The 21,803-nt window shown below is 38.4% G+C and carries 17 protein-coding genes; 13 read left to right on the top strand and 4 right to left on the bottom strand.

Annotated features, from left to right (window positions below; all coding sequences use genetic code 11):
* Positions 1-31 precede the first annotated feature (31 nt).
* A complete protein-coding gene (locus tag CA600_RS10430; RefSeq protein ID WP_094870127.1) occupies positions 32-1,009 on the bottom strand; it encodes an alpha/beta hydrolase in 978 nt (325 codons plus the stop codon).
* Positions 1,010-1,178: 169 nt separating this feature from the next.
* Between CA600_RS10430 and lepB the strand changes: the two genes are divergently transcribed.
* Together lepB and CA600_RS10420 are read left to right on the top strand one after the other, a co-directional pair.
* Positions 1,179-1,676, top strand: coding sequence for a signal peptidase I (lepB, locus tag CA600_RS10425; RefSeq protein ID WP_094870126.1), 498 nt, complete (start codon positions 1,179-1,181; stop codon positions 1,674-1,676).
* Between the two features lie 126 nt (positions 1,677-1,802).
* Positions 1,803-2,840: an HD-GYP domain-containing protein gene (locus CA600_RS10420; protein ID WP_094870125.1), complete on the top strand. Its 1,038-nt coding sequence runs from the start codon at positions 1,803-1,805 to the stop codon at positions 2,838-2,840.
* Between the two features lie 105 nt (positions 2,841-2,945).
* Here the strand turns inward: CA600_RS10420 and CA600_RS10415 are convergent, their stop codons facing one another.
* Positions 2,946-3,263 carry a MazG nucleotide pyrophosphohydrolase domain-containing protein gene (locus CA600_RS10415; RefSeq protein ID WP_094870124.1) on the bottom strand — a complete coding sequence of 106 codons (318 nt, stop codon included), beginning with the start codon at positions 3,261-3,263 and terminating at the stop codon, positions 2,946-2,948.
* Positions 3,264-3,360: 97 nt separating this feature from the next.
* On the opposite strand from CA600_RS10415, the gene CA600_RS10410 reads away from it, so the two are divergent.
* The 5 genes from CA600_RS10410 (at position 3,361) to CA600_RS10390 (ending at position 8,272) form a co-directional block, all read left to right on the top strand.
* The gene (locus CA600_RS10410) at positions 3,361-3,939 is read left to right on the top strand and encodes a TIGR00730 family Rossman fold protein (RefSeq protein ID WP_094870123.1); all 579 of its coding nucleotides are present in this window, start codon (positions 3,361-3,363) and stop codon (positions 3,937-3,939) included.
* Between the two features lie 185 nt (positions 3,940-4,124).
* The gene (locus CA600_RS10405) at positions 4,125-4,874 is read left to right on the top strand and encodes a GTP pyrophosphokinase (RefSeq protein ID WP_094870122.1); all 750 of its coding nucleotides are present in this window, start codon (positions 4,125-4,127) and stop codon (positions 4,872-4,874) included.
* Between the two features lie 155 nt (positions 4,875-5,029).
* Positions 5,030-6,655, top strand: a complete 1,626-nt coding sequence (locus tag CA600_RS10400; RefSeq protein WP_094870121.1) for a glycoside hydrolase family 9 protein — start codon at positions 5,030-5,032, stop codon at positions 6,653-6,655.
* A 124-nt stretch (positions 6,656-6,779) separates the two neighbouring features.
* Positions 6,780-7,529, top strand: a complete 750-nt coding sequence (locus CA600_RS10395; RefSeq protein ID WP_094870120.1) for an ABC transporter ATP-binding protein — start codon at positions 6,780-6,782, stop codon at positions 7,527-7,529.
* Positions 7,526-8,272: an ABC transporter permease gene (locus tag CA600_RS10390; protein WP_094870119.1), complete on the top strand. Its 747-nt coding sequence runs from the start codon at positions 7,526-7,528 to the stop codon at positions 8,270-8,272. Before CA600_RS10395 ends, CA600_RS10390 begins: the two co-directional genes overlap by 4 nt.
* Before the next feature lie 25 nt (positions 8,273-8,297).
* On the opposite strand, the gene CA600_RS10385 is transcribed toward CA600_RS10390, so the two are convergent.
* A complete protein-coding gene (locus CA600_RS10385; protein ID WP_094870118.1) occupies positions 8,298-8,567 on the bottom strand; it encodes an excalibur calcium-binding domain-containing protein in 270 nt (89 codons plus the stop codon).
* Positions 8,568-8,748: 181 nt separating this feature from the next.
* Here CA600_RS10385 and CA600_RS10380 point away from each other — a divergent pair, with 181 nt between their 5' ends.
* From CA600_RS10380 to CA600_RS32180, 5 genes are all read left to right on the top strand, one after another.
* Positions 8,749-9,276 (top strand): hypothetical protein, encoded by a 528-nt coding sequence (locus tag CA600_RS10380; protein ID WP_094870117.1) that lies wholly within the window; start codon positions 8,749-8,751, stop codon positions 9,274-9,276.
* Between the two features lie 522 nt (positions 9,277-9,798).
* Positions 9,799-11,793 carry an RCC1 domain-containing protein gene (locus CA600_RS10375; protein ID WP_094870116.1) on the top strand — a complete coding sequence of 665 codons (1,995 nt, stop codon included), beginning with the start codon at positions 9,799-9,801 and terminating at the stop codon, positions 11,791-11,793.
* A 119-nt stretch (positions 11,794-11,912) separates the two neighbouring features.
* Entirely contained in the window at positions 11,913-17,858 is a 5,946-nt protein-coding gene (locus tag CA600_RS10370; protein WP_179281586.1) for an RHS repeat domain-containing protein, read from the top strand.
* A gap of 9 nt (positions 17,859-17,867) precedes the next feature.
* A complete protein-coding gene (locus tag CA600_RS10365; RefSeq protein ID WP_094870114.1) occupies positions 17,868-18,194 on the top strand; it encodes a hypothetical protein in 327 nt (108 codons plus the stop codon).
* A 571-nt stretch (positions 18,195-18,765) separates the two neighbouring features.
* Positions 18,766-18,885 carry a toxin C-terminal domain-containing protein gene (locus CA600_RS32180; protein ID WP_179281585.1) on the top strand — a complete coding sequence of 40 codons (120 nt, stop codon included), beginning with the start codon at positions 18,766-18,768 and terminating at the stop codon, positions 18,883-18,885.
* 1,001 nt (positions 18,886-19,886) lie between these two features.
* Here the strand turns inward: CA600_RS32180 and CA600_RS10360 are convergent.
* On the bottom strand, positions 19,887-20,744 hold the full coding sequence (locus CA600_RS10360; protein ID WP_076283022.1) for an alpha/beta hydrolase: 858 nt from the start codon (positions 20,742-20,744) through the stop codon (positions 19,887-19,889).
* A gap of 184 nt (positions 20,745-20,928) precedes the next feature.
* Between CA600_RS10360 and CA600_RS10355 the strand changes: the two genes are divergently transcribed.
* Positions 20,929-21,747, top strand: coding sequence for a cupin domain-containing protein (locus CA600_RS10355; protein ID WP_094870113.1), 819 nt, complete (start codon positions 20,929-20,931; stop codon positions 21,745-21,747).
* Positions 21,748-21,803 lie beyond the last annotated feature (56 nt).

Genomic DNA, 21,803 nt, shown 5'->3' with positions numbered 1-21,803 from the left:
GTTTAGACAATCTGAGCGATACAATCTATACTTATTTTATTTCTTTCATAAATGTCTTGAAATTTTCTGCGATTTCTTTTGATTTGGTATGGTGCAGATAATGACCTGCATCAAGTTTTACCAATTTTCCTTGTACGGAGTTTTTGACTTGCTCTTCATGCAATGATATCCAATCTTTTAAGAGAGTATCATCCCCTTGTACAAAGAGCAAAAGAGGAAGATCTTTTGGAAAAGTTGAATTTAGAGCCCCTTTATAATTAGAAGCCATATGTTCCACTTCATTTAAGTTAGTGTAATTATAAGTGTTTCTAAGCGTAAGCAATCTCAATTGTTCTTTAGTTTCTTCATCAAACGGCAATCCAGCATAGGGATTTCCACTAGATTTCAATACCAATCTGCCCAAGCCCGATGATCTAAGTAGTTTTAATTTTCCTGTTGGTATTTTAACATCTATTCTGTCTTCCGTTGCAATACTGTTATCAATCCCGACAAATGCACTCACTTCGTTTGGATATTTGTTCACATAATTCAAACTGTACATACCGGAAATAGAGTGTGCCATTAGAATATAACGGTCAATATTAAGCTGTTTTACAGCTTCATGAATTTCACTTACAATATTTTCCGTGGTTCGTTCTTTTTCAGTTCTATCACTTAATCCATAACCGAAAGGCTCAATCGCGACAACTTTGTAAAATGGGGATAGTTCATCTATTAACAGCTTAAAATCAAGTCCCGGTGCCACCGTTCCATAACCAGGTAAGAGCACGACTGTCTCTTCGCCATTTCCTTGAATCAAAACATTCATTTTTTTACCATCGACGCTTACAGACTGACCATAGGGTTTTATTTTAGCTTGGTCCGATTTATTTAAGAAAATATTAGCTACAAAAACAGTCACTAGAAAAAGTACTATTGCAGTAGCTAAAGCCCCTAAGGATATAAGTATAATTTTAAGCGGTTTATTCATCTTTTTTTTAATAACCTCTTCTTCTGGTTTCACTTGCATCTTCTCCTGTTCTAATCGGTTTATTCTAGCTATCTTAATGAGTTGCTAAAGGAAGCTTACCCCATGAAGGTGAACCCTACATGACGACAATATGAACTGAATATGAACGAGCGTAAAAAGCTTCTGCACCGATCAAAGTGTCTATAAAATGAATATGAGGTGAGCAATTATGTTGAAATTTATCAAACAATATTTGCCAAGTGTTGCTATTGCAGTGGTCCTATCTTTGTTTGTAAGAACTTATGTTGCTGAAGCCATGAGGGTTCCTACTGGCTCTATGATTCCTACAATTGAAATTAATGACCGTCTAATCGTGGAAAAAATGTTATGGATAACGAGACTCAATCATGGAGATATCGTCGTGTTTACGCCCCCGGTAGCGGGTGATGAGCATAAAAGATATGTAAAGCGGTTGATAGGGTTGCCAGGTGATACCATTGAAATTAAAGATGGAGCCCTTTACAGAAATGGAACGGAGATCAATGAACCCTATCTTAATGAGCGGATGGACTATACTTTTGGGCCCGTTACAGTTCCGGCGGATCATTACTTTTTTCTCGGAGATAACCGGAATATAAGCAATGATGCTCATCTCTGGGCTACTCCTTTTGTAGCGAAGGATCAGTTGATCGGAAAAGTGATAGCGGACTTTAGTATTCCTTTTTAGGTGATGTAGCGGGGGTCTTTTGAACTAATTGTGAGTGTTAATGAGACTTTAACCATATTGTGACTTTGGAATAATTTAGCTATCCTTAAGGTAAAATATACCTATTGATAGGAAGGGTGCAGAATTTTGAAAGCTCATGTCACGGATCTCAAACATGGCGATTGTCTTATGTTGGACACTTTTAATAGTGTTGGTTTACACGTGCTCCCAAAAGGGACAATTGTTTACCAAGAAGAAATCACCCTCCTGATGAGACATCGTATCGATTATGTTGATATTGAACCTCGCAGCATTGCGATGGATAATGAGGGAACGAATCTGGAACAAAGCCTAAATGGAAACTTTGATCTAGCGATCCAAAACTATGAATCTATTTTTCTAGAGGCACTCAGCAAGGGCAGTTTCACGCAGTCAGATGTAGATCTTACGTTGCAGCCCTTGCTGGAAAAAATGGATGAACATAAGGATGTAGTTTCCTTATTGCTGCTGCTTGAACGGGAAGACGTTGGTACATACAATCATTCATTACAGGTCGGACTGCTATCCTTTTACATAGCGACTTGGTTAGGTTATACCAAAGAAGAACGCTACGAGATTAGCCGGGCAGGGTATTTACACGACATAGGAAAAAGTCAGATCGACCCCTCTATCTTAAATAAGACGGGGATCTTAACCCCTGAAGAAACTGAAGAACTAAAGCGTCACACTTCGTATGGATACGATATTATTCTTAAATCTATGAATGACGAGAAGACCGCTCTGGTGGCGCTTCAGCATCATGAATTCGAGGATGGGACCGGTTATCCTAATATGCTTCGTAAGGCGGACCTGCACCCGTATACACTGATTGTGGCTGTTGCTAATGCCTATGTTGGGATGACCTCTGCAAGAGTGAATCAACCCAAACAAGGGCTGATAACCGTTCTGCGCAAGGTGCATGAGCTGGGCTTTGGAAAGCTGAATGGAAATGCGGTACAAGCTTTGATTGGACATTTACTGCCGAACTTTGTAGGTAAAAGTGTTCAGCTTAGCAACGGAGAGCAAGGTACGATTATTATGAACAATCCTTTGGATATTTTTAAACCGTTAGTGAAAGTAGATGAATCTACGTTTAGGGATTTATCCAAGGAGCGAAATTTGACCGTTGAGGAAGTATTTATTTAATAAATATTTTCGTTACGAAAATAAAGGGAAGGCTATCCACTCGATCACTAAGATCGTGGGGTAGCCTTTTTTAAATGCCGATTGTAGCCCTTTTCCTACTTCTCCTTAGGAATTAAAGCGTTTAACTAATTTTTCCTTATGTGCAGTAAATGCCTCTTCTAAAGTGATACCATACAAATCGGCTAACAAGGCTATATTTCCTAGCACATCACCAATTTCCTCAATCAAGTCGTGTTTCAGTTGCTCTGGTGGAGGGGTAGATTCATCTGGGCGATCTCTTCCGATTTCATAGGAGCGTACTGCCCGTGCAACCTCACCGGTCTCTTCCATAAGAAATCCAACCCGTATAAAAGGACCATAATCGGTCCAGCCTCTTTGTCCATAATAACTTTTAATCCATTTCTGCACTTCATTGATCTCCATATTATGTAGCACTCCTTAATCTTTTATATGATTTATTCTCCAACATATAGTATATTAGATGTCGGATATTATCAATATATAGTTTGGAGATGAGGATTTGAAATCAATTTGTGTTTTTGCAGGGTCGAATTTAGGGGTGCATGAGGAATATAAAGCTAAAGCTGTTGAACTTGGTAACAATATGGCTATGAACGATTATCGCTTAATTTACGGGGGGTCAAGAATTGGATTAATGGGTGAAGTCGCTAATGCTGTCTTGAACGGTGGAGGTGAGGTGATCGGAGTTATGCCTAGGGGATTGTTTAATGGAGAGATGGTACATAGAGAATTAACACAGCTGATAGAAGTGGACGATATGCATGGACGAAAAGCAAAAATGGGGGAGCTGGCAGATGGCTTTATTGCTTTACCCGGCGGTTTTGGGACGTATGAAGAGCTGTTTGAGGTTTTGTGCTGGTCACAAATCGGTATACATAAGAAACCGGTAGGGGTTTTAAATATCAGGAATTATTTTGATCCTCTGATGAATCTGATTCAACACAGCATTAACGAGGGATACTCTAACGCTTCACATCTTAGCTTGTTAAATATAGACCAAGAACCCTCGGAACTATTAAAAAAACTAGAAAGCTATGTCCCTCAAACGTTGGAACAAAAGTGGAAACAGCTTAACTAGAGAACAGTTACTGTAACAGATGAAAGGGCTGCCGAGAGGGAGCTCTTTTTCTGCTAATCATTTGTTGTGGTAGAATATGGGTAGGTGAATACCCCATTTGAAATATGGGATTTGCTGAATTTGAATTTCACTAGTGGATTGGCTATGATAAATATAGAGAAAAGCTACAAGAGGAGAAATGGATAATGACCCCCGAGAATCAAATCGAACAATTTAAGAAGGTTAAGCACGAGATCACCCGATTTATGTTGATTTATAAATTTGCACTTGATGAGATGGAGACGAAGATTGAGATCCTCAAACAGGAGTTTCAGTCTCTTCACGATTACAGTCCTATTGAACATACTAAATCGAGAATCAAGTCTCCCGAGAGTATTATGAACAAAATGCTCCGTAAAAATGGAGATTTATCTCTAGATTCTGTGAGAAATTGTATTAAAGACATTGCAGGTCTACGAATTACCTGCTCTTTTATCTCAGATATTTATCATGTAAGTGAAATGCTTCAGAAGCAGGACGACTTAACGGTTCTTGAAGTGAAGGATTATATTAAGAACCCCAAGCCTAACGGATATCAAAGTTTACATTTGCTGATTCAGGTACCTGTGTTTATGTCAGATCGTCAGGAGTTAGTGTGCGTTGAGGTACAAATTCGTACCATTGCTATGGATTTTTGGGCAAGTCTCGAACATAAAATTTTCTATAAATATAATAAGTCAGTACCAGAGAGTATGACGCGTGAATTGAAAAATGCAGCGGATGCCGCTCATGCACTTGATCTGCAAATGGAGCGACTGCATCGGGACATTAAGGAAATCAAAGACGACGATGAAGATGATGATCTCAGTTCCTTTGAGGAGCTTCGCCGTATAGTGATTCACAATCAGCAATTCACACTTCCGGCTAACTTTATTAAGCTGCTTGGAGACAAATAAGCTGATCACATCACCTAGAGTTACCGTTTCTGGTTAACTCTAGGTTTTTTTATTGTAGTTATCATTGCCACGTACAACTAGAATAGAGTATTCTCAACTTGAAAGAGAGACTTGTAATCATTGGCTTCATCAAATTGATATGAAGGAGAATGAAGATGAGTGAGCGTAGACTCCGAACCATCACTGTAAATCAAATCGGATATCCGGTGGGTGGAGAAAAGATTGCAGTGTTTACTGGTGCAGAACATGACTTTCAGGTTGTTGATGTTGATCATGGAAATGTTATATTTGAAGGGCAGACAGGTGCTCCCAGATTTGATGAGGCAAGCGGAGTAACTGTACATACAGGTGATTTTTCTGAGGTTCATGCAGTGGGCAGATACCGGATTGAGCAAGGTGAGGGGATAGCTTCGGCATCATTTATTATTTCAGATAAACCTTATCACGAGCTTCAACAGGGCTTGCTGAAGGCCTTTTATTATTATCGTTGCGGGGTTGAGTTAACTGAAGAGTATGCTGGCGAATGGAAGCATAAGGCATGTCATACAGCAGAGGGTATTGTGTATGGTGAAACGGAGCGTAGGCTAGATTGTTCTGGGGGCTGGCATGATGCAGGTGATTATGGCAAATACAGCGGACCTGGAGCCAAGGCCATCGCTGATCTATTCCTAGCGTATGAGTTATATCCTTCTGCTTTTGTAAGCGCTATCCCGATTCCTGAAAGTGGGGGGATAACTCCAGATGTACTGCTGGAATGCAAAGTGGAGCTGGATTGGTTGTTCAAAATGCAAGACTATAGAACAGGTGGAGTGTATCATAAACTGACTACACTGAGCTTTCCCGGCTTGGATGTAATGCCAGAGGCTGATACAGCAGATCTATATTTCTCACCGGTGTCATCCACCGCCACTGGCGATTTTGCTGGAGTCATGGCCATGGCAGCACGGATATATGAGCCCTTTGACTCAGCCTATGCGAAGAAATGTCTGGATGCCGCAACATTAGCTTGGGAATGGCTTGTTCAACATCCAGATGCACCAGGGTTTATAAATCCGCCAGAAATCAGCACCGGGGAATATGGAGATGGGAACGACAAGGATGAGCGGTATTGGGCAGCTGCGGAGCTCTATCGTACGACGGGGAAAGAAGAATACCATCATGCTGTTATGCAGCTGGTGGAATTATCTTTTCCAAAATACAGTCTAGGCTGGGCGGATATGGGGGGCTATGGCACACTTGCCTATCTGTTAAATGGTGAAGATCTGTCAGACCGTGCTTTATATGCTTCCTTAAGAGAAGGACTTCTAGCAGAAGCGGATCGGTTAGTGGAACAGAGTCGTGGGGATGGTTATAGGATCTCCTTAAAAGAGGACGACTATATTTGGGGAAGCAACATGCTCGTAATGAACAATGCTATGCTGCTAGTTGTGGCTGAATATTTTAGTGACGATATGAGCTTTGCGGACTGTGCGCTAGATCATTTGCACTATCTGATGGGTCGCAATGTACTGGATATCAGTTATGTTACCGGATTTGGCGATCATCCAGTGATGCATCCGCATCATCGTCCATCTGTTGGTGACCATGTGGCTGATCCTGTGCCGGGCCTTGTATCTGGGGGGCCAGATCGTGGGCTTCATGATGAATATGTTGTAGAGCATTTACAAGGGAAACCTGCTGCTCAGTGCTTTGCAGATCATGAGCTTAGTTATTCTACGAATGAGGTAACGATCTATTGGAATTCCCCAGCAGTGTTCGTTACGGCTCGATTTAATCAATAAATTAATTAATATTAGGGAAAGGCGTGTCTCATGGGGGAGATGCCTTTCTCTTTTTTTATGCAGCTAAAATGCTATAATACGAAATGGTATGATATTTTTTCGTTTGGCAATAGGAGGTATGGCATTGAACAGTATTTTTGAAATTCAAAAACTTGCAAAATTGAACTGGAAAAGCAGTGAACAAGCTTCGAAATATCTATTCTCGGACATCTCTGCTGAAATATCTGAATCGGACCGAATTGCTCTGATTGGTGCCTCGGGTCAAGGTAAAAGCACACTACTTAGAATAATGGCTCTGCTGGATGCTCCAGATGAAGGGGATATGCTTGTCAAGGGCTCTTCATTCAAAAATATGGATTCAAGGCTGTGGAGAATGAAAATCGGGTTTGTGGCACAACAAGCGGTTATGTTGCCTGGCAGTGTGGAGGATAACCTTAGAACCGTCAGCAAGCTGCATGACAGACCCTATGACCTTAAATTAGTAATGCGGCTATTGGAACAACTAGGGCTGGAGCAATTGGATTTAAGTAAAAAAGCAGCAGATTGCTCTGGCGGTGAGAAGCAGCGTATATCCCTGATTCGGTCATTGCTATTGCGTCCTAATGTGCTACTGCTTGATGAAATCACTGCTTCACTAGACATTGACAGCACTCAAAGGGTTGAGGATCTGTTAGAACAATGGCATACAGAAGAAGGGACTTCAATGATTTGGGTGACCCATGACCTTAAGCAGGCTAGCCGAATAAGCACAACTACATGGTTTATGGGGAAAGGGAAGCTGGAACAACACTTGAGTGAAGCTTTTTTTGCTGAATCTGCGGAAGCTTTAGCGAAAAGGTTTATCCGACCGTTAGAAGGAGCGTCATTCATATGAGTTATACTGCGCTGAGTTTTACCCTGCTGTTTGTGTTAGGGACGATGCTGCTCTCGGTATGGCAAAAGCTCGGACTAGAAAAAGATATTATTGTAGGCACTATAAGATCGGCGATTCAACTGCTTGCGGTCGGATATGTACTGCAATTTATTTTTAAAACCGATCAGATGATCTATGTTGTTTTGATAATAATCTTTATGATATGTGTAGCCGCATGGAATGCAGCGAAAAGAGGCAAAGGACTGCATGGATTAGTCTGGAGAATTGGACTTGCGATCGCTACTATGGAGCTCCTAATGATGGGGATTCTACTCGGCTTACATATTATTGAAGCAACTCCGCAATATATCATTCCCATTAGTGGCATGACCATTGGTAGCGCTATGGTTGTCTCCGGTTTGTTCATTAACCATATCAAGCACGAAATACAGCAGAGCAAAGGGGAAATCGAGACCCTGCTGTCACTCGGTGCAACGGTTCCACAAGCGATCCATGAAGTTAGAAAAAGATCTGTGAAATTCAGCATGATCCCTACCATCGACGGAATGAAGACTGTAGGACTTGTTCAGCTTCCAGGCATGATGACGGGTATGATTATAGCAGGCGCTGATCCAGTAATCGCTGTTCGCTATCAAATTCTGATTGTGTTCTCATTCACCGCCTCTGCGGCCATAACAAGTATACTGCTAAGTGTACTGAGCTACCGACTCTTTTTCACGCCTGATCAACGGCTTAGACAATAGATGAAGCAGGAGTCAGGGGTAAATCTTATTTCTCACAAGCGATTCCGTCTTTGTCACGGTCGCTTTTTTTGTTGGCTTCATAGAGCGCCTTAGATACAAAAGGTTTATATTTCGTTTTTCCACCTTTGTTCTTGGTTGAGCTGGAAATGGCGACTCCACCTTTGTAAACTTTATTTAGCTCTGTACAGTTTTTATAGGTTTTCACCTTGGATTCAGCACTTGCTGTACTTACGGTACCGATGGCTAGAGCGAGCAGCAGACCTGCCGATAGACAGAGCCTTAAGTGTTTTTTCATAGGGACATCTCCTCTAAAGTTTAGTTATTAAAATAACCTCTCTTTTTATATTACCAGTTTATTGCACAGGGGGGGTATATTATGAAAAATCTAGACAGGTAGTCCTAACATACATAATTATCAGCGACGACGGGGAATAATTAGAATTCAATTTACATGAGGTGAAAAAGCTTTCTATGAGGTGATTCTAATTAGCACAAAGAAATTGGCAGCCACCCTAATCGCAGGGCTGTTGCTTCTGCCGGGAATCGCGATAGGTGCGCCTGATAACAACGGAACGGTGATCCAGTCTAATGGAAAGCTGCTCTCAGCCATGCCTTTGCCAGCCCCGGAGTCTAAACGAATTATATTGCCTTCTGCATTTCAAGCTGCTGAGCTCTACGGGTTCGGTTTGCAGCACCGGAATGCGTCAATTCAATATTCGATCTTTTCCAAGGAGCTCAAAAAGGTTATGTATCCGCAGTTTGTTGAACTGAATTGGGTAACGGGCGTATCTAGCCCCTGGATCACGAACTACGAGGTGATTAAAGAGACGGTAATTAATCCTAACTCCGAGATTATAGAACTGCGACTAGACAACGCAACCTCTAATGGACTGGAACCCTCCACTTTACTGAAAATTTCTCTTGTACGAGAACACGATAGTTGGGTGATAACAGGAGTAACTACAATTCAAGATCAACAGAATGGAGCATCAAGCTTAAATTAGTATAAAACGGATATCCTTAATTGGAATATCCGTTTTTTTATGAGTGCCAAGTGTGGATACTATACAGTGTTGAAGGCGCACACGAAGTATTCCATTCAATTTCGTATGTGTGGTGTGAGATGTCGGAGGCGCGCAAAATCTATATTCAATTGGTTCCCATGTTCTTACGACCAAAATAATAGTCGTACAACTATTATTTTTATTCTTAATTGGAAATTGAACACTATAGGATTAATTAAGTGATTACGGACACTTGATTAACTCTATTTCTCTTTGCTGACTTAGATCTCTAATTTGCTCAAATACATCATAAGTTAAGAAAATTATGGTAATTAGGTTTAAAATATTGTAAACTACGTTAGTTAGTTTTTTTAGATGTTTAAAGAATAGGGATAGAAATTATTATGGAGTGGATCTTTAATGATTGAGAGGAGGTAATGTTTAATCTATTGGCATTTATAAAATTATTACGGATATTGTGTTTGGATTATCAACTATCATTGTCAAAAGGAGAGGATTTCTATGTTATTCTTCAAAAAAATAGTTTTATTCATATGTATAAGTTTATTAGTATTTCCTACCTATCATATGCAAGCTTCCCAATCTAAAAATGAAATTCAAAGTGCTCACACTATTGATAAAAGGTTTCAAGTTGAATATTCTTCCCCATCTCCTGGGAAAATTGATGTATTAAAAAATGAGATTATTAAGATTACATTCAATGAAAAATTTAAAATCAGTAATAATAAGGAAATACAGCTTAGAATGAGCGGAGAATTAATAGATGTAACAATTACTACATCAAATAAAGAATTAATTATAACTCCTACTGAGCCATTGCTCCCGTCAAAGAGTTATATTGTATCTTTAGGGAAAGATAGTGTTCTATCTGTAAAAGGTGAGGGATTATCTCAGAAATTAATAATCGAATTCAAAAGTGCTCCTGAAGAATATTATGATTTAAATTATATAGGGTCATCATTTTTGAATGGAAATATCTTAGAAAATTCAAATGAATCTGTGAGAGTTTTTTTTAATGCTGACATAAATGAAGGTGAGAATTACGATAGTATTTCTATTGTATCTCCAACGAATGAGAAAATAGCGGCAGAGATTAGTATTGATAAAAGTAATCTAATTCTCAAGTTGAATGGGGACTTAAAATCATCTACGGAATATAACGTGATTGTTCCTCCAAATGCGTTAATAAACAATGATGATACTTCAAATAATAAGGAGATTAATATTAATTTTAAATACATAGAAAATAATAAGAAAAGTGTATTAAGTAATAATATTACTATGAAAAGTATGAGCCTTATACCAAATTTGAAAAAAAGTGCATTCGGAGAGAGTCATTATGCAATTATAGATGAAAATGGAATGCTATGGATGTGGGGGGATAATAGTGAAGGGCAATTAGGGGACGGAACTACTGTTAGTAGTACTGTTCCAGTGAGGGTTGCTAGTAATATAATTTCAGTAAGTGTCGGAGCGTATCATACTGTAGCTTTAACTACTAATCATGAAGTACTAGTATGGGGAGCAAATAAAAGAGGACAATTGACCGGATCTAGCCAAAAATCCATATTAAAACCAAAATTGGTAAAAAATAACACAAATAATAATCCTCTAAATAATATAGTGGCTGTGAGTGCAGGGTCTGAGTATACATTGGTGCTTTGTTCAGATGGAAGTCTCCTTGGGTGGGGGGCTAACTCTTATGGACAACTAGGAGATGGAACAAGAATAGATAGAAATGAAATTGTGAAAGTTTTAGATACAACAGGTTCAGGATATTTGAAAGAAATTAAATCTATAAGCGCTGGTTACGAAACGAGTACTGCACTTAATAATAATGGATCTGTACTTTCATGGGGGAAAAGTGACTATGGTGCTTTAGGAGTAGGTGGAATATATGGGAATACAACTCTCCCGCAATTCGCTCTAATAAATAACGTTGATCAAATTAGTTCTGGTGGAGGCTTTACGTTAGCAGTCCATAAGGATGGAACGTTATGGGCATGGGGATTTAATCATTATGGAACTTTAGGGAATGGAACTCGTTGGTTTGATTCTTCAGAAGATGCCCCAGTACAAGTAAAAGACAGCCATTTTAGTGGAGGATCTGGAGTAATGACTGATGTTGTAGATGTAAGTGCAGGGGGAATTAGTCAGGCAGTCGCTTTAAAAAGTGATGGCTCTGTTTGGGCGTGGGGTGCATCTTGGGGCGACCTGCCACTCCAATTAAACTTAGATCAGAATATTGTTGTAGTTTCCTCCGGAGATGGAATCATTGCACTAACTGATAACAATGATAAAGTATGGATATCTGAGTTTGGTAGTGAGGAGTTTTCCAACTTAGAATTCTTACAAATTAAGGATTCTCAATATACGTATGATAAATCAGGGAGACTTTCTACTATCAAAACTTCATTTGGAAGTAAAGTATTTATAATAACTTTTCAATATGACAAAAATGGAAATCTTATATCTAAGAAAGTCACTTCTGAGTAAAATTATAGTGGATTTTACTTGGTAGATCTAGTGGTTATCATTTTATTTGAAAGTAATTAAGAGCAATAATCTTAGACAATAAATATTTAAATTACTAATACAATGGAGCGATGGAGTTAATGATGAAAAAGTTAAGAGGGTTTACAGCAATTCTTCTCTGCATAAGTCTATGTTTGGGCATCTTCACGGATGCGTTAATACAGACTGCCCAAGCGGCATCCACAGAATCAGAAAGTGAGATAGACTATGACATTAAGGATACGGAGTATGAACCTTTATCTATTCTAGATTTAGTGGATCAGTTTCAAACGTCTGAAGTATTTGTGCAGCAACAGTTAGATGAAGGACTTTCCTTAAATGATATCTATCACATCTTTTATCAAGCTAACAAAAAGCAGATTAGCTATGATGAATCGCGATTCCTGTTATTTCCAAAGGAAGTTAACACATCAGCGAGTGTCACTACAGAAGTCTACAGTGAACTTCCTTCATCAATGATTCGTGATATTAATGTAATGGAAGCAGAAAGCGTAAGTCAAAATGTTTATATGTTTACTCCAACTGAATTTGATTCGCTTACTGGGGAACCAATCTTTCCTAACAAAGGAGAGGACATCTCGCAATCTTCGGTAACTGAAGAAGTTTATAATACTTCGGATATCATGAGATTTTCACTTTCTCCTGGGGATACACCGGTTATAGAGAAGCCACCAGTATATAATAAATCATCCTTTAATGAAGCGCCGTACTCGGTTGGAATAAATGACGAATCCGTTTCGACGCTTTCTGGAGGCTTATCCTTACAAAACACTGATTTTACTTTACCGGGTAGAAACGGACTTTCCTTTAGTTTAAATAGACAGTATAATACTGCAGATTCACAGTTTTATGAATCAGATTATGGTTACAGCACATTTGATTATGATACCTATGAATGGATAGTCGATTATAATGGAATAAAGAAAAGCGTATTGAACAAGTACTATGTCAACATCAATGAAACAGTAGAAGTTGAATACGATAATAATAGTGATGGGAGCATTAATTCCAGAGGTAATCTTCCCCAACAGACGAGAAAAGAGGGTCCATACGATACAGAAGAAGAAGCACGGAACAGAGCTAATCTACTTTTAAATACAACATATACTACACCATCTGATACAATTACTGGTAGAAGTTCTATTGAAAGTAGATCTCCCTCGTTTAATTATTCAATTGATTATAGCTCAAATGGATACGCGGGTACTTTATATCGGACTGGTGCTTCTACAATTATATCTGGTGAAGCTCCACAAACAAAATATATTAATAAGACAGATACTTGCCAAAATAATATCCCTGGTTTATATACGAAAGGTGTTTGGAAGGCGACTGGTACCGGAACTCCCTGTCCGAGTAGTATTCCTTATGACGTAAATGGTTATAAGGGGACACTGACAAGAACAGCTGTGACTGATCCATTGAAAGAATGCCCTTCGCCAACAAGCACGGCGACAAATGGTGTTTGTACCAAACAATACCTTGCTCATTATTCTGGAACGCCGTCTATGACGACAGAAGATACAAGATATTATAGACAAGAATATTCTGGTCCAATCACAAAGCCTGGGTTCACTAGCGCTAGCCGTTATGATAGTTGGTCTTCTATGGGGAATGATCGGAGCCGGAATGTATATACGAGATTTGGCGCGATCTATCTTACGCCTATAACTGTAGAAAGTGGTGGAACACCAATACAGCTTTATGATGGCTTATTTAAGTCTTACACAGATGCTGAAGCACATAAAAATTGGATTAACAATAATGCAGGAACTCGGGTTTCAACTCAAACAGATACCAACGGGGTAACTTACAATTATTATATTTCCTCTAGTCCAGGTGCATCTACAAAAGCTGTAATGACAGGCACAGCCCAAGGTGTGGAGTATTACAATGATATAAATCAGCCTTTATATGAAAAATTATATCCTATTGGTAAGGGATGGTCATGGAGTCTACCTTTTATTGAGACTAAAGACAATAAGACTTACGTCCATATAGCTGGTGGTGGTAGATATGAAGTCGAGGGAAATAAATTAAAGGGGGATGATTGGGAAGGGACAACCTTTAATTCAGATTCCTCAGTTCATTTGAACGGTGAAACCTCACAGTACGTCATGACATCTCCTGATGGACAAAGACGCCAGTATTTTTCGAATGACGGATTACTTTTGCAAATTTCTGATCCTTACGAAAATACAATTCAATTTTTATATGAAAATAATAGCTATTACGGCAGGAAGTTGCTTCGACAAGTGAAAGATCCAATAGGTAACACTATAGATATCACTTATTCTGCTACTGAGGTTACTCTTAGCAAAGGAAATCAGAAGGTCGTATATAAGAAGCATACACAAGACGGTAAGGAGCTATTAGATTCTGTAACAGATACGCAGGGACGAAAAACGACATATAGCTATTTAATTAAGAATGCCCAGTTCAACCTTTTCAATTCTTACCCAGAGAGAGCAAGATCTAATCCTTACGCATTGTTGTCTGAAATTCAGCATCCTACAGGTGCAGCTACTAAATACGTTTATGAACCTCAGCCTGTTAAGCGTTATATAGGGACAGACTCTTTTAACGAAGCATATCGTATATTTTCAAGAGCAGATAATGTGACTTATGATAATAACGGATCTGCAGAATATAACCGACATACTTTCTTTTATAACAATACCGATCTTGGAAGTTCGTATAATCAGGACTTTAAATTCTCAACGACACTGAATAATGGGTTAACGGAGACTACGTATTCATATAAGAAAGATTATATTGATGATCAGATATCAGCTCGATTTTATTTGGAATCAATAGTTGAAAGTGCTGATAGTGTAAACAAGATAACATCCTATAGTTACAATAAATATGTTAATGGTCGTTCTTATCCAGCCTTGGTACCAACGATAATTTCTTTGACAAATAATCAGAATGGGGACTTGTTGTCAAGTAACAGAAGTTACGATGATTTCGGAAATATTATAGCTACTACAGATGATAAAGGACAGACTAGCACCTTTACATATGATTCTATTAACCATTTGTTAAAAACCGCACTGGAACCAATTAATTCTGGTAAATATCAGTACACTGATTACACTAGAAACGCAAAGGGCAGTATTAGCCAAATTACTGTCAGAAAAGACAATACGTTAGGAGAAATTTTAAAGCAAACTAGTTTTGAGGGTTATGACATATATGGAAATCCGACAGTCCAAAAAATTTCGAATAATGGTAAAACAATTACCACTACAACGGAATATGGAGCTAAGGGGATATATGCATTTCCAACCTTACAATCAGTCAATGTTACCAATTATAAAGGTGAAATCAACCAAACTTTGAATGCAACAGAATATGATATCACAACAGGACTTATAACAGCATTTACTGACGGGAAGAATCTAAGAACAGAATATAAATATGATAATTTGGGGCGAATATTAACTGTAACTCACCCTGATAAATCTATTTTGGAAGCTGCTTATGATGATGTGAATAATACAAGTACTGTCACGGACGAAACAGGTCTTAAATCTCGTACTCAGTGGAATGCTATGGGGATGCAGACTGAAACCAGTATCTATGATGATGGTCGTTACAAGGCAACAGCCAAATCAGAATACGATAAATTCGGAAGAGTAGTCGTTAATGAAGATGCTATAGGCAATAAAACAATTAATCGTTTTGATGCATGGGGTCGTCTTAAAGCAACGGTTAGTCAGGATATGTCGGAAGTCGTTAACGTGTATAACGATGTGTCTCATATCGTTACTACAACAGACGCCGAAGGTTATTCGACATTAAAAACGTATGATAAGTGGGGGCGTTTAGAGAGAAAAGAAGAAAAGTTGCACATAAACGATTCTTACAAAACTACTTTGGAACGCTTTGTATACGACACTAGAGATATGGTCACTGAACATTATGACGGTGAAGGTTATGGGACACTTTATAATTATGATTATAGCGGTAACTTGATATCTGTGACGAATGCAATGGGTGAAGTAACGCAATATGGGTATGATATGCTTGGCAATCAAATTAAGACAATTTTTGCTGATGGATCAACAATAACGAAAGAATATGATGAATTGGGCACAGTTATTCGCTCGATTGATGAGCTTGGGAGGAACGAAACTTATAGCTATGATAAAAACGGAAATCTAACAACTTATACAGATCGTAATGGAAATATGACAGTTAATTCATATGATAGTATGAATCGACTGACAGAAAAGTCGAATGACAATGAAACTGTGAGTTTTACTTACGATACAGCTGGAAGACGAACAAAAATGACTGACAACACTGGTGCAACTGATTATAATTACAATCCTAATACTGGAATGTTATCAAGTATGAAATACCCAGATGGTTTGGATTTAGAAATTACTGAATATAACGCTAATGGGAATCGAAAACAAATGATTAATCCATTTGGAGTAGTCACTTATTATTCTTATGATACGTTAAATCAATTAAAGAATGTAGGAACTTCTCCTGTAACACCAACAGCTAGTTATAATTACTATAATAACGGACTAATAAAAGAAACCATAACAGATGGTGGGATTATTGGTAGTTATAAGCATATAGGGATGGATTTAAGTACCCTTAAATATAATAATGCAGGAGATACCTTAGAGTACTATTATAGATATGATAGAAACAAAAATATTACAAGTTGGTCGCAAAATGGCATAGGAGAACAATTAAAATACGATAGGTTAAATCGAATATCCACATCTAAGGGTAGTAATAATGAAAGTTACGGATATGACAACCGTGGTAACCGACAGAGCATGAAATCTTATGACCCAGAATCTATTCAGGAATACGAGTATGAATACGACAAGCAAAACCGCCTAGTACAAGCGAAGATAAATGGTAAAACTGTGAAGTACGGTTATAACGGAGACGGTTTATTGGTTAATCGTACGGAAGATGGGGTTATCACACGCTATTATTACGACGGTGATCAAATTATAGCTGAAGCAAAAGTTGTGAACGGAACACCACAATTGGTCGCGAGCTATATCCGTGGCAACCGGCTGGAAGCCATCCAATACCCTGACGGATCAAAAGCTTACCCAGTATATAATGGACATGGAGATATCGTAGAGTTACGCAATGGTCAGGGAGCATTACTCAATAGTTACACTTATGATATGTGGGGAAAAATCACTAGCAAGAAAGAGGAGGTTCATAATCCGTTCCGCTATTCAGGAGAACTGTGGGATGATACAACAAACTTGCAATACCTTCGAGCTCGTTGGTATGATCCGAGTTTGGGGCGCTTTATAAATGAGGATACGTATGAAGGTCAGATTAATAATCCGCTGAGTTTGAATTTGTATACGTATGTGGAGAATAATCCGCAGCGGTATTTTGATCCAACTGGTCATAGGAAAACGGAATCATATTATGAGATAGAAATGATGTTAAAAGCTTCTATGAATGGTGATCATCACTACCAATCTAATTTGAAAAATCTTTTCAGTAATGTATATAGCGACAACGGAAATCAATTTAAGTATTTATATGGCTTAGTAACACAGACGAGTGCCTATTCAAATTCAATGGGCAAGGCTTCTTGGGCAAAGGGGCAGTTGTTAAATTCTTTGGAAGCATCACAGGATGCATTTGATAGTAAAGTTGAATTGATGTCGTTTGCTGGCAGCCTGTTTTTGGGTGGTGGTAATAATTCAGCGTCGATTGGATTTAGAAATGGCCAGAAATTGTTACCCTATATTAAGCATTCAGCATTTAGTGCTGTGAGAGATAAGTGGAATCAAGATGCTGCATATGAGTTTGTAAAGGCAATGCAAAAAGGGATTGTAGGACCTGAAGGACAAAGCGGGATAAAGATTTTGAGTAAGGGATTTTCGAAAAATGGTATTGATTACACACACGAAGTCAAAGTTTTTACCAAAGAATTGAGTAACTACAGAATTTTTGGTTATCAGGATAAAGGTACTGGACAATATATATTTGATTATTTTGCTAAGGGACTACATAAATAGGAGGTAAGAATGAATTTTCAAACTAATATAAAAGAATGGTCAAATCATCATCAAATTTCTGAAAAAACAATTGAAAGTTGGTGGAAGTATATTGAGAGTATGGAAATGGAACAATCGGAAAATCTAATCAAATACTTCGAGAGTAATTTTGATAAGAAGAGTATGGTTGTTGAATGTTTCAAGATTGGTGCTTATTTAAGCCAATGGTTAATTGAGGACAATGTCTATTTGATTAGTTATGCAACTATAATGTATAAAGGAAAAGAACATGGAGTTTATAAACTTGTCTTTGATATTCAAGGTAACATAATAGATGATTCTTGGGATGTTGAATAATGTAGCTGTACCCAAGAAACATGGTATAGTAGAAGTGAGAGTTCTATCCATGATCAGGACACTTCTAGCTACTTAAATATGACGTGAATTAAAGCAAGAATATCTAACCACAGGTGAATTCTTCTGCCTGTGGTTATTTTCTTTTCGTTTACACCATCGTGGTGGCTGAGAGAATACCCCGACCCACATCAAGCAAAACCAACCAAGAATAGTCTTGAATCATATAACAGCACTTTTTAGAAAGGGTGAATAGTCGCTTTATATACTAGGATACGTATGAAGCCCAGATTAATAATCCGCTGAGTTTGAATCTGTATACGTATTTGGAGAATAATTCGTTAACTCGTGTTGATCTAATGGGATATAATACTGAGAACCACGTGAATTTGATGCTTACAACTGCATGAATTACTTGGAGTAAGTCACAACTCTATTGGGATACTCGTAGTGATCTTATTTCATTAAAACTAATTAAAAGGTCAAGCCTTGAAACTAATAAATAAAGAAACAGATATGTTAGCGTAATATTTGGGTTTTACAAAGACAAAAATAAATAATTAAGGATAAACCAGTGAATACTGATGGTAAAAACTATATTGTCTTAGATCTTGATTCGCATATCGGAAGGGTATGGAAAATAGCGACAAAACCTGAATATCTACCTAGTAAAAACTCGTCTGGGTACTTATGATTCGCTATTAAATAGGATCGGAGATTAAAATGTACAAATACTCTTGGAGGATTACTAAATATGATCCAACTAATCGTATTAAAGGAGTTTAGAAAAATGTAGAATGGACTTCAATAAGTGAAGTGGGAAGAGTATATTCAACTTAGAAATTTCTGCTAGAACATTATTTAGAAACTGAATTGGAGAAACTCTCTCAATTAATATTAAGAGAAAGGATTTGGTGTAAATTTCAAAGTAGGGAGATGTTTGTTCCCTTTGGATTTGATAATTACGTGTATATTGGAAGTGTGAAGGAATGTAATGATTCGTTAATAAAAATCAGTAGTTCAAGTTTAATTGTTGAGAATTTTGAATCACCTTGTTTGGAAGAATAGTAGCTTTAGCCACATACGAGTGTAATAGCTCTGTGTTTTTTTTATTTTGTCTTTTTTAATACCGTTCACCCGGCACACCATGCATCGATCTTCAGACGGGCAGGAGAGGACGAAGCCAAGCTATTTCAGTTATTCATTTCAACGATAATGTGAATCCAATCAGAAATTTCTGAATGCATTCGTTAACTGGATGATTCATTCATGATCGCTCCTTTCGTAATTGTCATCCCTAATAGGTTAGACACTCTACAGACCATAATCACACCAGACAGACATGAGTATAAAAACAACTATTGAAATTGTCACATCATCAATAATCCCTTGTTACGTGACCGCCTAACCAATATCGATAAGACCTGAATGTATTACATTATGCCGACGCCTAGGACATGGATTTGATCTTGATGAACTTGTTTTAGTTTTCCAAAGAGTGGTGAGATCTTATATTTTGAATAAGGGTATTTTTATCATGGATCTCTACTACAGAGGATGTTGAATCATTTGAAGTAATCCTAATCTAATAATTTTATCTACGTAACAGCCCTATCACGAGAAAAAATCAAAACACCTTCAAGAGAATGATTTCTTGGAGGTGTTTTTGTGTCGGTCAACGAAGCGAGCTACCCTCTAATCTCTACCCGCCTTGACCATCAATTCCGCCATCATTTTTGGCTCGGTTCGGACAGTGGTCATATGATCACCTTTGCCCTCGATGAAGCGGAAAACGCCCAAATGACTGGATTGAGTTGGGTGAAACCCATATGGACCTTGTGGGATAGCCGTGTCTTCCGTCAGATAAAGATAACTTTTAGGGATTTGGAGACTGTAGAATTTCTTGAGATCCAGCTTTTCAAACAGTGGGGTAGCTGGTTCAGGCGGAGCTTGTTTATAAAAGGCTTGTGCTTGCGCAAGACTGGCAGTGTTGACGAAGGTATCCCGGAAGAGCGGGAAAGGGAGCGTGATGGTGTTATTACCGGAAGCGTCTCTTAGCTGTTCAAAGGATTTAAGTGACTCAGCAGGAAATTGATCTGCCACACTTTGCCCGTCAAGCGGCGCGAAGGCATCAAAGAACACGATCCGTTTGATCCGATCAGGTACTTGCTGGGAAACTGTTTGAATGACTGATCCGCCGAAGCTATGTCCGAGCAGAATAAAATCCTTCAAGTCTTTTTGTTTAATATAGTCGACAACGGACTTTGTGATTTGCTCATGTGTTACATTATTATTCTTATCAGCGCCATGTCCTGCATATTCCGGTGTGTAGACGGTGTGCCCTAACTTACGAAGCTCAGAGGCTGTTTCATCCCAAAAACCTGCAGTAGCCCAAGACCCATGAATCAGAACAAAGGTTAATGGAGTCTGTTTAGTAGAGGATTTGTGGTTAGCGGCTGCAACCGTGGAGTGTTGATTCAAAGGCTGCAACCCCATAATGGTGAAGATAGAGATACATAACGCTAATACTATTTTAATGTGAATCGATTTCATACTTTGCCTCCTGTATAGTGTGAGAATTTAACATTATAGAGGATGCCCCGATTGACAGAGAAAGATGAATTTTTATTGGAGTCAGTGAATCTCCGGCACCTAGGCATAGGCAAATGCATATGTTGTTCTAGGAAATCAAAAATTTACGGGAACAGAAGGGTAGGAATAAACAGTGACTTCATACATGGATTATACGTCCCCTAATACACAATTTACTTTCGATGTGAACACTAATACTCTCTTTAAAAAGGATGCCAACAACTACATTAATTTACTGTCGGTTAAGCAGTTGAACACACTGGAGAATACCTCACTCCTTGATATTTTTCTTAGCAAATCGAATGTGGTGGAGCCTCATTATCATCAAAATGCGGCAGAGCTTGTCTATTGTATCTGCGGTTCAGCAGTAGTGTCTATACTCAATCCGTTTACAAATGAACTTCTTCATTTCCCAATATGTCCAGGTCAAGTGGCGAATGTGCCGCAAGGCTGGTGGCATTATGAAGTAGCTACTGTCGATAATACACATCTGCTTGCCATTTTTGACGCACCTATTCCTGAGGTTATCTTAGGTTCGGATATTTTGAGCAAAACTCCGGCAAATGTATTGGCCCATACTTACTGTTTGAATGAAGCATTGGTAAAGGAAGCGTTAGCTCCTATTAAACCTGGCACCTTTATCGGCCCACCTGCCGACTGCTGTGAGGAAGATAAAGTAAAGGGAGTCAATAATATGGCCCCGAATATGGCTCCTAATATGAATATGCATGCAAATATGAAACCAAATATGCAACCTAACATGCATCCAAACATGCAGCCATATACTCATATGCAAGCTCAGCCCATTCCTATAGCTTCACAAATGCCTCCAGCGACGCAAGCATTTAATTATCAGCCTTACCCAATGCAAGGATACTACACTCAAGGCTATGAACAGCACTATCGCCAACAGCCTTATGTACAACAACAGCCGAATTATCAATATTCAAATAATCAAGAGTAACAACAAAAAACCTCCTGAGATTAAATTGAAGTGCACCCCTTAGAATAGACATTGGA

The organism is Paenibacillus sp. VTT E-133280, from assembly GCF_002264385.1.
Lineage (GTDB): Bacteria > Bacillota > Bacilli > Paenibacillales > Paenibacillaceae > Paenibacillus_AQ > Paenibacillus_AQ nitricinens.
This window is presented reverse-complemented; position numbering and strand designations above follow the sequence as displayed.

Excerpts from the sequence above, each read along its gene's own strand:
- CA600_RS10430 (WP_094870127.1), bottom strand. The coding sequence starts at position 1,009 with ATGCAAGTGAAACCAGAAGAAGAGGTTATTAAAAAAAAGATGAATAAA.
- lepB (WP_094870126.1), top strand. The coding sequence starts at position 1,179 with ATGTTGAAATTTATCAAACAATATTTGCCAAGTGTTGCTATTGCAGTG.
- CA600_RS10415 (WP_094870124.1), bottom strand. The coding sequence starts at position 3,263 with ATGGAGATCAATGAAGTGCAGAAATGGATTAAAAGTTATTATGGACAA.
- CA600_RS10405 (WP_094870122.1), top strand. The coding sequence starts at position 4,125 with ATGACCCCCGAGAATCAAATCGAACAATTTAAGAAGGTTAAGCACGAG.
- CA600_RS10400 (WP_094870121.1), top strand. The coding sequence starts at position 5,030 with ATGAGTGAGCGTAGACTCCGAACCATCACTGTAAATCAAATCGGATAT.
- CA600_RS10390 (WP_094870119.1), top strand. The coding sequence starts at position 7,526 with ATGAGTTATACTGCGCTGAGTTTTACCCTGCTGTTTGTGTTAGGGACG.
- CA600_RS10385 (WP_094870118.1), bottom strand. The coding sequence starts at position 8,567 with ATGAAAAAACACTTAAGGCTCTGTCTATCGGCAGGTCTGCTGCTCGCT.
- CA600_RS10375 (WP_094870116.1), top strand. The coding sequence starts at position 9,799 with ATGTTATTCTTCAAAAAAATAGTTTTATTCATATGTATAAGTTTATTA.
- CA600_RS10370 (WP_179281586.1), top strand. The coding sequence starts at position 11,913 with ATGATGAAAAAGTTAAGAGGGTTTACAGCAATTCTTCTCTGCATAAGT.
- CA600_RS10365 (WP_094870114.1), top strand. The coding sequence starts at position 17,868 with ATGAATTTTCAAACTAATATAAAAGAATGGTCAAATCATCATCAAATT.
- CA600_RS10360 (WP_076283022.1), bottom strand. The coding sequence starts at position 20,744 with ATGAAATCGATTCACATTAAAATAGTATTAGCGTTATGTATCTCTATC.
- CA600_RS10355 (WP_094870113.1), top strand. The coding sequence starts at position 20,929 with ATGGATTATACGTCCCCTAATACACAATTTACTTTCGATGTGAACACT.